We start from the raw sequence: 11,047 nt of genomic DNA, 5'->3' as shown, positions 1-11,047 counted from the left end.
AGCGGAGTACTGGCATGAGCAGGCGGGTCACGCAGCGGGACATCGCGCGGATGACCGGGGTGAGCCAGGCGACGGTGTCGCTGGTGCTCAACAACCGCACCGGTGACGACGTGCGGATCGCGCCCGAGACCCGGCAGCGGGTGCTCGACGCGATCCGCGCCACCGGTTACGTCGCCGACCCGGTGGCCCGGCGGCTGGTGTCCGGGCGCAACCGGATCCTGGGCGTGTTCACGTACGAGCCGGTGTTCCCCAGCACCGCGGCCGACTTCTACCACCCGTTCCTGGTCGGCATCGAGCAGCGCGCCGAGCAGCTCGGCTGCGACCTGCTGCTGTTCACGTCGAGCTCGCAGCTGGCCGGGGACGGCGGGGCGGGCCGGCGGCGGATCTTCCACGCCGACAGCCGGATCGGCATCGCCGACGGCACCATCCTGCTGGGCCGGCGGGTCGACCGTGACGACCTGGTCCGGCTCGTCGGGGAGGGGCACGCGTTCGTGTCGGTCGGGCGGCGCGACGACGCGGGCGGCCCGGTGCCGTACGTGGGCGCCGACTACCCGGCGGCGGTCGCCGCGCTGGTCGAGCGGGCCGGGGAGCTGGGGCACGCCCGGATCGGCTATCTCGGCACCGGCGGCCCGGCGGAGTCGCACGCCGACCGGCTCCGTGGCTTCCGGCCCACCGGCGCCGGCGGCACCGGGCAGTACCGGGTGCACCTGCCGCCGCCGGCGCGGGAGTGGCCGGCGGCGATCGAGCGGGAGCGGCTCACGGCGGTGTTCCTCGAGGAGCACGCCGACGCGGCCGCGCTGGTCGTGGCGGCCCGCGCGCGGGGCTGGTCGGTGCCCGGGGACCTGTCGGTGGTGGCGCTCGGCGAGCCCGGCGCCGCCGGGCCGCTCGACGACGCGCTCACCAGGCTGCGCATCCCGCGCCGGGAGATGGGGTGGCAGGCGGTGGAGCAACTGACCGCCGCCATCGAAGGCGGTGCCGAGCCCGCCGTGCAGCGGCTCCTGCCGTGCACCGTCTATGCCGGCAGCACGTTCGGCCCGCGGCGGGACCGGCCTTAGCCGCCGCGTCGCTATTGTGACCGAGCCGTGGCCCGGCGGGGGCCACGGCTCGATCGCGTTTCACCGGAATGCGACACTGCATCGACCGGTTTCTCAACTCGTGATATTTCGGTGCCGGACGGCCGTGTTTAGCGGCCGGCCTCGGCGTGGTAGCGGTCGACCACGTCCTGCTTGATCCGGCCCCGGTCGGAAACGTCGATCCCCTTGGCCTGCGCCCATTCCCGAATGGCACGGTTCTGGTCGCGGTCGCCGCGGGTGACGCCCCGGCCGCGCACGTCGCGGCCGCGCACGGTGCTGACCACGCCACCACGCCCGATCTTCGTCGCGGCGGCGACGAACGGGGCGACGGCGTCGCGCAGCTTCGCGGCGTTGGCCGCGGACAGGTCGATCTCGTACTGCACGCCGTCGAGCGCGAACACGATGCTCTCGGCGGCGGGCTTGCCGTCGATGTCGTCGATCAGCTCGTGGATGACGCGTTTTGCCATGAGTGGCCTTTCCTCAGGTGCTGCCAATGTCTGCGCGTCACTGACGCGGCGCACCGCATCACGACACGTGCGTGCCGCCATCATTCGGACACGAACAAGATACTCAGCGGGATGTTACGCCCCGGTACGGGGCGAGATTACTCCCACCGTACCGTTCACGCTCACCCGGCACGCAAATCAGCGCGTCACGAAACGCAGACAAGATGAAACGCGCACAATCGGTTAAGGCAGGAACCGATCATCGCTATGCCGGCGCACCCGATCCGCGCCCGCATGAGGCCCGCATCAGGCCCGCAACAGGGCCGTATCCGGGACCTTCCTGAGTCACCCGGCACGGATGTCCTTGGCTCATCCCGGGCGGCAGCATGATCGCTGTCGTGAAGTCAGGCGAGCATCCGCAGCGAGAGCAGCAACGCCGCACCGACGACGAGCAGCAGACCGCCGACGGAGACGATCCGCACCAGCCAGGAGCCCTCGCGCACCAGGCGGGTCCAGCGCAGCAACTGCCGGCGGGTGAACGTCAGCAGCCGTCGCGCCCAGTGGAACTCCATGGCCAGGATCGCCAGGCCGCCCAGGATGATGACCCAGCCTGGACCGGGCAGCGGCAGCAGCACCACGCCGACGGCGATCACCAGCGTCCCCATCAGCGCCACCACGATCTTCACGCCGAACCGGCCGGCCCGGGTCGCGTAGAGCCGCTCACGCCAGCGCATCAGCCGGCCGGCGACCCTGCGGATCACCCGGCGGGCGGTGCCGGCGGCGGGGCCGTCACCGGGTTCACCGCCGGTTTCGCCGTCGGGGGCGGGGCTGTCAGGGGCGTCGCCGGTGGTGCCGCCAGAGGTGTCGTCCGGGTCGCCGGCGGGGGTCCGGGTGGGCCCTTTACCCGCCGCCGGGTCGCGGTCCGGCGCAGCGACACGCCGGAAGTCACCCGGTGGGGACCCAAGCGGTCCGGAATCAGGCGTAACGCCCGACCCGTCCGCCTCACTGTCGCGCAATTTCCGTTCCCATCACTGGATAACCCGTCACTCCCACGAACCACTGGACGTTACCCGAATGAATTGACGTACGGCCCACACGTCACGTCAAGGACCCCGGTCACGCCCTGAAAACCGGACATCGCGCGCACGTTGTTCGGTTGACGGCAAATCGGGCCCAGAAACACTACAGAGTGAGATCGTAGAATCACTACGCGTAACACTGGGAATCGCCTCAACATAAGAGAGGCGGGGCACGGCATGCTCCGCAGCGGTGCCGGGGGGAGTACGACATGAGCGCCATCCGACCATCGACCGTCGAGGTCGAGACATCCCTACGACTCGTCGCGCCCGACGCGACTGCATTGCCGGTGCGAGCCAGCTTGCGATACGACCCGAACGACCCGTACGCGGTGCACGTGCTGTTCCACGCCGAGTCGGCGGGCGGCGAGCCGGTCAGCTGGTCGTTCGCCCGTGAGCTGCTGTTCACCGGCCTGGACGAGCCCGCGGGCATCGGTGACGTGCGCGTCTGGCCGTGGAACGGCCCGCGCGGCGACTTCGTCGCCCTGGCCCTGTCCTCACCGGACGGCAACGCGCTGTTCGAGGTGCCGCGCAGCGTGCTGGTGCGCTTCCTGCGCCGCACGTACAGCGTCGTGCCGCGCGGGCACGAGACCGACCACCTGGACGTCGACAACGCGGTCAACCGGCTCCTCGCCGGGCGCTGACCGCGCACCGCACCACCGGGACCGCGTCAACCGGGCGCCACACCGCCGACCACCCCGCCGCGAGCAGTCCGCCAGCTGCCGGGGGCACGGCCGACGGGTGGCGCCCGACGTTTCCCTCGCGGCGCCCAGCCGCACGACGGCCGCACGACGGCTACCTGACGCCGTCCGGCGGGGCGCCGGTGCCGCCGAAGCGGACGTTGCCCCAGGGGTCGATCTCCAGCAGCCGGGCCGGCACCGGATCGGCCGGCCCGCACCGCAGCAGCACGTCCCGGCGGCCCGCGCGCACCAGCGCCGGCACCGCCGGGTCGCCGCTCATCCGCCCGCCCCAGTGGTAGCGCCCGTCGAGGGGCTGGAAGTGGCCGCTCAGGTGCAGCCGCACGGCGTGGACGGCGCCGTCGACGAGCAGCTCGGCCTTGACCGGCCGTGGTTCCTCAGGCATGGTACTGATGAGTACCAAGTCCCGCCGGAGCCGTCAAGGAGCAGCGATGCCGACCACCGACGAGCGCGAGGCCACCGCCGCGCGGCTGCTGAAGATCTCCGCCGGCAACTCCTACGACCCCGACGTCGACATCGACTGGCGTGCGCCGCTGGACCCGGGGCGCATGTTCGCCCCCGCGCACCGGCTGTCGCTGTTCGGCACGCCCCTGTGGGAGGACCTCGACGAGCGGCGGCGCATCGAGCTGTCCAAGCACGAGGTGGCCAGCATCGCCAGCGTCGGCATCTGGTTCGAGATGCTGCTCATGGGGCTGCTGCTGCGCCACGTCAGCGACCAGGACCCGCGCACCGGCCACGTGCAGTACGCGCTGACCGAGATCGGCGACGAGTGCCGGCACTCCATCATGTTCGCGCGGATGATCGAGGCGTTCGGCACGCCCGCGTACCGGCCGGCGCCCGTCGAGCGCGCCCTCGGCCGGTACCTCGGCGCCACCGCCGGCGGGGTGCAGACGTTCGCCGCCGCGCTCATCGCCGAGGAGATCCTCGACGCCCTGCAGCGCGAGGCGATGGCCGACGACAGCCTGCAGCCCCTGGTCCGGATGGTGTCGCGGATCCACGTCGTGGAGGAGGCCCGGCACATCCGCTACGCCCGTGACGAGCTCGCCCGCCAGGTCGCGGCGAGCCGGCGCGGCTTCGGCGGGCGGCTGTCCCTGGCGTACTCGCGGCTGATGATCGGCCGGGCCGCCTGGACGGTCACCCACTCGCTGATCCACCCCGGCGCCTACGCGGCGGTCGGCCTCGACCCGGCCCGGGCCCGGGCCGCGGCCTGGGCCAACCCGGCGTTCCGCGAGACGCTGCGCTGGTCGGCCGAGCGGGTCACCGCCTACCTGCAGGAGCTGGGCCTGGTCGAGGGGCCGGCCCGCCGGCTGTGGAAGGCATCGGCACTGCTCTAGGTCCGCCCCGGCGGTGGCACTACTGTGAGCGATATGAGATGGGTCCTGGTCGTCGTCGGTGCGCTGCTCATCCTCTCCGGCGTGGTCTGGACCCTGCAGGGCCTGGACGTGCTCGGCGGCAGCTCGATGAGCGGCAGCACGATCTGGGCGGTGATCGGCCCGGTCGCCGCGGTCATCGGTGCCGTGCTGTTCCTGCGCGGCGTGCGCAAGCGCTGAGCCGGGGCAATTTCGGAGATCCAGATCACGGGACGACGGGTGCCCGACGCGCTACTGTCGAGTGAGTCGGTGTGCTGTGTGTCCCCGGGCCTCACCACACTGCCTTCACGGAATACCGTTCGGCTGGAGCCGTGATGCGCCTATCGCCGCGAGGCGACCTGGCACACCGACCCTAAACGTTGGCGAGCACCGCGTAGACGACCACGTTGTCGCGGTAGGAGTGGCGGGCGGCGTCGAAGTCCCCGCCGCAGGTGATCAGGCGCAGCTCCGGCAGCGGCGTCGGGCCGTAGACCCGGTCGCTGGGAAACCTGGCCTTCGCGTAGTGCTCGCGGGCCGTCACCGTGAAGGTGAGCCACACCCCGCCGCGCTGCACCTCGATCCGGTCGCCCGCGTCGAGCTCGTGCAGCTTGTAGAACACCGCCGGTCCGGTGCGCGAGTCGACGTGCCCGGCCAGCACCGCCGGGCCCGGGTCGCCGGGTGCGGTGCCCGCGGCGAACCAGCCGGCCTCCTCGTACACCTTCGGGCTCTGCAGCTGCCCGGTCCCGTCGACCGCGAGCCGCTCCAGGCCGGTGTCGACCCCCAGCGCCGCGATCCGCAGCCGCGTCGGCGGCGCGCCGGCGGCCCCGCCCTCCGCCCCGCCCGGCTCCAGCTCGATGCGGTGCGGCACGATCCAGGTGGCCCCACCGGCGTCGATGTCGAGGCGGCGGCCGACGAGCGCCGCCGTGCCGGCGTAGACCGGCGCGGCGAGGGCCAGCACGCAGGCGAGCAGCGTCAGGGTCCGCCGCCGGCCGGGGCTCAGGCGGACCGCGCGGTGCCTGACGACGTGCCCGGCGGACCTCACCATGCGGCCAGCCTACGAGACGCGCCCCGGCGGCGGCCCGCTACGACGGCTGCGCCGTGACCGCACCACGGCCACCGCGGCGGCGCCGCAGCAGCGCGCCGCCCCCGCCCAGCAGCACGGCCAGCAGCGCCAGCGGCGCGGCGACGAGCGCGGCGACCCGCCAGCCGCCGGACCGGTCGCCGGCGACGTTCCCGGCCATGCCGCCGCCACCGGTGTCGACCCCGCCGGCGGGCACGCCGTTGCTGGTCGCGTCGGTGCGCAGCTGCGCGGTGAGGCCGGTGCGGCCGTCGAGCACGATCAGCGAGTAGACGCTGCCGGCCTTCAAGGGCGCGGTGACGGTGGTCGCGGCGGTGGTGACGCTCGGCGCGGCCAGCCGCAGTGTCCACGTGCCGGGCTCGACCAGCTGGTAGTCGGTGGTGGTGGCGAACTCGACGTTGCCGGCGACCTTCGCCCCGCCGGCGATCGACACGTCGAGGACCGGCTGCTTCACCGACGCCTGCACGACGCGGACCTTGGCCTTGCTCGGGTCGGTGAGGGCCAGGTCGTCGGGGATGACGCGCAGGCCGAGGTCGGTGAACTTGCCGACGCCGGCGACCGTGTACGCCTTGCCCTCCACGACGGTCGCCTGGGTGCTCAGCACGGGCGGGCTGTCGGCGGCCGCGCCGGGCAGCCGCATCGCCACCGCGTAGGTGCCGGGCGCCAGCGGCAGGTACTTCGACACCACGCCGTAGCCGACCGCGTCGAACTTCTGCGTCGCCATCGAGCCGTTCACGGCGCTCAGGTACACGTCGACGGCCGGGGTGTCGGGCGACAGGTGCGCGAGGCGGACATAGCCGACCCCGGCAGCGGCGGCCGGGGACGCGCCGGCGAGGGCCGTGCCGAGGCCCAGCAGCACCACCGCGGCGGACGCGGCGGCCACCCGGGCCCGCCGGCGCAGGAAGGCAGCGATCACGTTCGTGGTCCCTTGCTCGAAGTACGCGGCCCGCGCGACGTGTGGCCGGGCGCGCCGGGGAACAGGTTCGAGTTGCGGGTAAAACGCACCCGCGCGAAGGGAAATTGAGTAATCCGCCCGGGCACCATAAGCACTGACCGATGTGCACGATGCCGAACCGCGCGCCGGAGCGCAACCGCTGGACGGTGCCTTTCCAACTACCGGGCGGTAACGATCAACGCCCGCCGATCGCTGACTCGACCGGCGGGCGCCTGCCGCCGGTTACCGGGGGCTGCCGAAGTCCTGCGTCCAGATCGGGGTCTTGCCCTGGTACGCGAGGCCGACGCCGAGGTCCTTCAGCCCGCAGTTGAGGATGTTGGCGCGGTGCCCGGCGCTGTTCATCCAGGCATTCATCACGTCGGCCGGGGTGCGCTGGCCCTTGGCGATGTTCTCCGCCGCGCCGGACCACTTGTAGCCGGCGTTGGTGATGCGGGTGGCGAAGCTGGTGCCGTCCTGCGACGTGTGCGAGAAGTAGTCGTTGGTGGCCATGTCCTGCGAGTGCTTACGGGCCGCGGTGGCGAGCTTCGCGTTGTAGGCCAGGGGCTTGCAGCCGGCCTTCGCCCGCTCCACGTTGGTGATCGCGAGGACCTGCTCCTCGTAGGACAGGTTGCCGGCCGGGGCGGTGGTCTTCGGCTTCGCCGGCGGTGTGGTCTGCGCCTTCGTCGGCGCGGCGCTGCTCGGCGCCGCGGAGGCGGCCTCGGTCGGCGACGCGGAGGCGAGGGCGCCGTCGACGCCGGCCGGGTCGCCGCCGGGCTGGCCGGCCCCGGCCGGGTCGCCGGTGGTGTCGCCCGCGACGGCGGTGCGGGCCGCGTCGCCGGTCTGACCGTCGTGGCCGAGCAGCACGACCCCGCCGAGCGCGGTCGCACCGACGACGAGCAGGGCGGCGACGCCGACGCCGAGGACCAGGGCGAGCCGGGTGCCGCGGCGGTGCCGGGGCTCGTGGGCCTCGATGACAGGCTCTTCGCGGTACGCCTCTTCGCGATAGGCGTCGTACGGGCCGTACGCGGACACCGGTTGCCTCCTGGGGCGCAGATGACTCAAACCGCACCGAAGCCTATGAGCCGGGCCGTCGCCGGACCCAACCGGCGATGCCGATTTCACGACGATCTAAGCGAAATTTATGCCTCGGTGCCCGGCCCGCCGCCGGGTGCTTCCCCCGGTAGCAGCGCGGTCACGGACCGGCGCAGCACCGCGGTCGCCGCCGCGACGTCCAGGTGCAGCTCGTCGCGCAGCATCGACCAGGCGGCGAACGTGGTGGCCACCGTCAGCGCGTGCAGCGTCGCCTCACGGTCGGCTCCGGTGCGGGTCAGCTCGTCGGCGAAGAGCTTCTCCAGCTCCTCCCGGGCGTTCGTGACGTACCAGGTCCGGTTGTGCCGCAGCGCCGCCGAGAACGGCTCCCGCAGCCGGGCCGCCCGGGCCGCCGGGGCGATCAGCTCGAGCAGCCGGGCCCGCTGATCGCAGTACACCTCGATGCGCTGCGGCAGGGGCAGCTCCGGCGGCACGGGCCGGTGCTCGGCGAGCTGGCGCTCCATCAGCCTGGCGCCGGCGGCGGCGAACAGCCGCTCCATGTCCTTGAAGTTGGTCCACAGCGCGCGCAGCGAGACCCCGGCGCGCTCGGCGATGCGCTCCGCGGTCGGTTTGAGGTCGCCCTCCTCCAGCAGCGCCAGGTGGGCGTCGACGATGGCCCGCCGGGTCCGCTCGGCCCGCAGCGTGCGCCCGTCAACCCGCCGCTGCCCGACTGCAGCATCGTTCATAGGGCATCAGCCTACGTGTGTACGGTGAGGTACGTGGCACTGCGCACCGTGCACGAACTCGACATCGATCTTCCCGTCATCGACTCCGGGGAGCTCGAGCCGGTCAGCGCGCCCTGGGGCGGCAACCTCAACGACGCGCACGTGCGGACCGGCCGCGCCATCCGCACCACCCTCATCGACGCCCGGTTGCGCCGCTCCCACCTGGAGAATCTCGACCTCAACGGGGTCGTGTGGGAGGACGTGACGGTCACCGGCTGCCGCTTCGAGAAGGTCGACTTCACCGCGGCCCGGCTGACCGGGCTGACCTTCGAGCGGGTCCACTTCGTCAACTGCAAGCTCACCTGGGCGCACCTGGCCGAGTCGCGCCTCGACGACGTGCTGTTCGAGGGGTGCCGGCTGGACGCCGCGACGTTCGACGACATCACCACGACCGGCCCGACCGGCTTCGTCGGGTGTGTCCTGGTCAACACCGTCCTGCGCGACTGTGTCCTGCCGCACGCGGCGATGTCGGGGTGCCGGCTGCGGCAGATGTCGTTCGAGAGCTGCGACCTGCGCGGCGCCGACCTGCGCGGCAACCAGCTGTCGGAGGTGAGCGGCGTGAGCAGCCTGCGCGGCGTCACGATCGAGCCGGCGCAGCTGCCGGGCCTCACCGACGCGGTGATGCGGGACCTCGGCGTGATCGTCCGCGGGCCGAAGGGTTGACCCGCCAGCGGGGGCGGCGGCGCTGCGGGTAGGCGGGCTCGTCGACGCACGCCGCCGGTGCGGGCGCGCCCTGCCCCGCCGCGCCCGCACCGGTCAGCAGGTCGCGCGGGTCGGCCTCGACCGCGCCCTCGACGGTGCCGAAGGCGGCGATGCGGTCCATCCCGGCGGCCACCTGCGACCACGACCGGATCGCGGGCGACGGTGCGGCCAGCCGCAGCTCCCCGCCCCGCTGCCAGGCCAGCTCGGCGACCCGCACGAGCAGGGCGGCGCCGGCGGTGTCGCACACCGTCACCTGTGACACGTCCAGGACCAGGCGCGGCTGCGCCGCGACCAGACAGCCGGCGAGGACCGGTTCGACGGTCTCGACGGTCCCTTCCACGAGCAACCCGTGCAGGGCAAGCACCACGGCGTTCATCGGTTTCGACGGTACCGGCACACCCCGCCCCGAGCGCCTCCTTCGGTCGGATGACCCCGCCCGGGCCTTTGGTGGCCGGACGGCGTCCGAGTGTGCCGGCACCACATCGACCGGCCCGTATCGACCGGCACCGTATCGACCTCGGTCAGGCACGCATCGCGTCGAGCGCCTTCTTCAGCGCCTTCGGCTCACTCGGCGTGGTCGGCGCGTCCGGGCGCAGCTGCTGCATCCGCGCGCCGATCTCCTGCAGCTGGTTGCGGCCGAGCTGCTCGCGGACCTTCGGGAACCACTCCTGCTCCTCCTCGTCGATGTGGTGCGTGACGCTCTCGATGAGGACGGTGACCTTCGCGTCGAAGTGCTCGTCGTCCGGGGTCATCGTGGCCAGCTCCATGCACAGCACGTCGGCGACGTGGTGCTCCTCGTACGACTCGAGGATGTCGTCGTCGAGGTCCGGCAGGAGGCGGCGGATCTCCGGGTACATGACCTCGTTCTCGAGGTACGTGTGGACGGTCAGCTCCTGCAGGATCTGCGTGACGATCCGCGCCTTCTTCTCCGCCGGGCCGTCCTCGGCCGCCTGGAACTCCTTGAACAGCCGCTTGACGTTCTTGTGGTCTTCCTTGAGCACGACGATGGCGTCCGTGGACATCGGGCCTCCTCACTGGCGGGTCTTGACAGCGACTGTGTACCCCTCCCCCACCAGCGCAAACAGCGGCGTGACCACCCTCGCCGAGGGTGGCCGGCCGGGCGTGCGAAGCTGGCCTGCGTGAAGTCACCGCGGATTCTGACGCTCGCCGCCCTGCTGGCCCTCGCGGCGCCGACGGCCCTCGCCGGCTGCGGCGGTGCCGACCCCTCGCCGGGTGCGGACACCGGCAGGCCCGGCGCGCAGCAGACCGCCACCAACACCTTCGAGGTCAAGGACGACGTCAGCGTCGTGGACATCGACAGTGCCGGCGGCGCGATCACGGTGAAGGTCGGCGCGGCCGCCACGATCAAGGTGACCGAGGTCTCCACGTTCAAGGCCGACAAGCCGGGCCGCAAGCAGAGCGTCGACGGCGGCGAGCTGACGCTGGCCTCGACCGGCTGCGCGAGCGGCGACTGCTCGATCGCGTACACGGTGGAGATCCCGTCCACGCTGAGCGTGCGCCTGGACAGCGCCGGCGGCGCGATCACGCTGTCGGGGCTGACCGGCATCATCGACGTGTCCACCGACGGCGGCGCGCTGAAGGGCGACGGCCTGGCCCCGCCGGAGCTGACCGCCCGCACCGGCGGCGGCGCCGTCGAGGTCGCCGTGACGCAGGCCCCGGACCGGGTCGACGTGGACAGCGGCGGCGGCGACGTGACGCTGAAGCTCACCGCGGACGGCTACGCCCTGGACGTCGAGCTCGACGGCGGCAAGCAGTCCGGCACCGTGAAGTCCGAGGCCGCCTCGCTGCACAAGGTGCACGTGGTGACCGGTGGCGGGAACCTGGCGTTCGGCCGGTGAGCCCCCGCCGGGCGGCCG

General features: G+C 72.7%; 15 protein-coding genes. 6 read left to right on the top strand and 9 right to left on the bottom strand.

Annotated elements, in window-relative coordinates; all coding sequences use genetic code 11:
• Nucleotides 1–14: 14 nt before the first annotated feature.
• Nucleotides 15–1,055, top strand: a complete 1,041-nt coding sequence (locus tag OP18_RS01100; protein WP_033356718.1) for a LacI family DNA-binding transcriptional regulator — start codon at nucleotides 15–17, stop codon at nucleotides 1,053–1,055.
• A gap of 128 nt (nucleotides 1,056–1,183) precedes the next feature.
• Here the strand turns inward: OP18_RS01100 and OP18_RS01095 are convergent, their stop codons facing one another.
• Together OP18_RS01095 and OP18_RS01090 are read right to left on the bottom strand one after the other, a co-directional pair.
• Complete coding sequence (locus OP18_RS01095; protein ID WP_033356717.1) at nucleotides 1,184–1,540, bottom strand: histone-like nucleoid-structuring protein Lsr2; 357 nt, start codon at nucleotides 1,538–1,540, stop codon at nucleotides 1,184–1,186.
• Nucleotides 1,541–1,923: 383 nt separating this feature from the next.
• Nucleotides 1,924–2,280: a TIGR02611 family protein gene (locus OP18_RS01090; protein WP_033356716.1), complete on the bottom strand. Its 357-nt coding sequence runs from the start codon at nucleotides 2,278–2,280 to the stop codon at nucleotides 1,924–1,926.
• Between the two features lie 527 nt (nucleotides 2,281–2,807).
• On the opposite strand from OP18_RS01090, the gene OP18_RS01085 reads away from it, so the two are divergent.
• Nucleotides 2,808–3,239, top strand: coding sequence for an SsgA family sporulation/cell division regulator (locus tag OP18_RS01085; RefSeq protein ID WP_033356715.1), 432 nt, complete (start codon nucleotides 2,808–2,810; stop codon nucleotides 3,237–3,239).
• Between the two features lie 151 nt (nucleotides 3,240–3,390).
• On the opposite strand, the gene OP18_RS01080 is transcribed toward OP18_RS01085, so the two are convergent.
• The gene (locus OP18_RS01080; RefSeq protein ID WP_052386043.1) at nucleotides 3,391–3,678 is read right to left on the bottom strand and encodes a DUF4873 domain-containing protein; all 288 of its coding nucleotides are present in this window, start codon (nucleotides 3,676–3,678) and stop codon (nucleotides 3,391–3,393) included.
• A gap of 46 nt (nucleotides 3,679–3,724) precedes the next feature.
• On the opposite strand from OP18_RS01080, the gene OP18_RS01075 reads away from it, so the two are divergent.
• Together OP18_RS01075 and OP18_RS01070 are read left to right on the top strand one after the other, a co-directional pair.
• A complete protein-coding gene (locus tag OP18_RS01075; RefSeq protein ID WP_033356714.1) occupies nucleotides 3,725–4,627 on the top strand; it encodes an AurF N-oxygenase family protein in 903 nt (300 codons plus the stop codon).
• Nucleotides 4,628–4,660: 33 nt separating this feature from the next.
• Entirely contained in the window at nucleotides 4,661–4,843 is a 183-nt protein-coding gene (locus tag OP18_RS01070; RefSeq protein WP_033356713.1) for a hypothetical protein, read from the top strand.
• Between the two features lie 172 nt (nucleotides 4,844–5,015).
• On the opposite strand, the gene OP18_RS01065 is transcribed toward OP18_RS01070, so the two are convergent.
• From OP18_RS01065 to OP18_RS01050, 4 genes are all read right to left on the bottom strand, one after another.
• Nucleotides 5,016–5,687: a class F sortase gene (locus tag OP18_RS01065; RefSeq protein ID WP_063745397.1), complete on the bottom strand. Its 672-nt coding sequence runs from the start codon at nucleotides 5,685–5,687 to the stop codon at nucleotides 5,016–5,018.
• 37 nt (nucleotides 5,688–5,724) lie between these two features.
• On the bottom strand, nucleotides 5,725–6,636 hold the full coding sequence (locus OP18_RS01060; RefSeq protein ID WP_052386042.1) for a DUF4397 domain-containing protein: 912 nt from the start codon (nucleotides 6,634–6,636) through the stop codon (nucleotides 5,725–5,727).
• A gap of 261 nt (nucleotides 6,637–6,897) precedes the next feature.
• Nucleotides 6,898–7,686 (bottom strand): CAP domain-containing protein, encoded by a 789-nt coding sequence (locus OP18_RS01055; RefSeq protein ID WP_052386041.1) that lies wholly within the window; start codon nucleotides 7,684–7,686, stop codon nucleotides 6,898–6,900.
• 107 nt (nucleotides 7,687–7,793) lie between these two features.
• Nucleotides 7,794–8,429 carry a TetR/AcrR family transcriptional regulator gene (locus OP18_RS01050; protein ID WP_033356712.1) on the bottom strand — a complete coding sequence of 212 codons (636 nt, stop codon included), beginning with the start codon at nucleotides 8,427–8,429 and terminating at the stop codon, nucleotides 7,794–7,796.
• A gap of 33 nt (nucleotides 8,430–8,462) precedes the next feature.
• Between OP18_RS01050 and OP18_RS01045 the strand changes: the two genes are divergently transcribed.
• Nucleotides 8,463–9,131 carry a pentapeptide repeat-containing protein gene (locus tag OP18_RS01045; RefSeq protein WP_162189729.1) on the top strand — a complete coding sequence of 223 codons (669 nt, stop codon included), beginning with the start codon at nucleotides 8,463–8,465 and terminating at the stop codon, nucleotides 9,129–9,131.
• Here the strand turns inward: OP18_RS01045 and OP18_RS01040 are convergent.
• Together OP18_RS01040 and OP18_RS01035 are read right to left on the bottom strand one after the other, a co-directional pair.
• The gene (locus OP18_RS01040; protein ID WP_156089218.1) at nucleotides 9,076–9,546 is read right to left on the bottom strand and encodes an STAS domain-containing protein; all 471 of its coding nucleotides are present in this window, start codon (nucleotides 9,544–9,546) and stop codon (nucleotides 9,076–9,078) included. The genes OP18_RS01045 and OP18_RS01040 overlap by 56 nt on opposite strands.
• A 145-nt stretch (nucleotides 9,547–9,691) precedes the next feature.
• Nucleotides 9,692–10,192: a hemerythrin domain-containing protein gene (locus OP18_RS01035; protein ID WP_033356710.1), complete on the bottom strand. Its 501-nt coding sequence runs from the start codon at nucleotides 10,190–10,192 to the stop codon at nucleotides 9,692–9,694.
• A gap of 117 nt (nucleotides 10,193–10,309) precedes the next feature.
• Here OP18_RS01035 and OP18_RS01030 point away from each other — a divergent pair, with 117 nt between their 5' ends.
• Nucleotides 10,310–11,029, top strand: a complete 720-nt coding sequence (locus OP18_RS01030) for a DUF4097 family beta strand repeat-containing protein (RefSeq protein WP_033356709.1) — start codon at nucleotides 10,310–10,312, stop codon at nucleotides 11,027–11,029.
• The last annotated feature ends 18 nt before the right edge of the window (nucleotides 11,030–11,047 follow it).

It is taken from the genome of Dactylosporangium aurantiacum (assembly GCF_000716715.1).
Lineage (GTDB): Bacteria > Actinomycetota > Actinomycetes > Mycobacteriales > Micromonosporaceae > Dactylosporangium > Dactylosporangium aurantiacum.
Note: the sequence above shows the minus strand (reverse complement) of the source record. Positions and strands in the feature narration are given on the sequence as shown.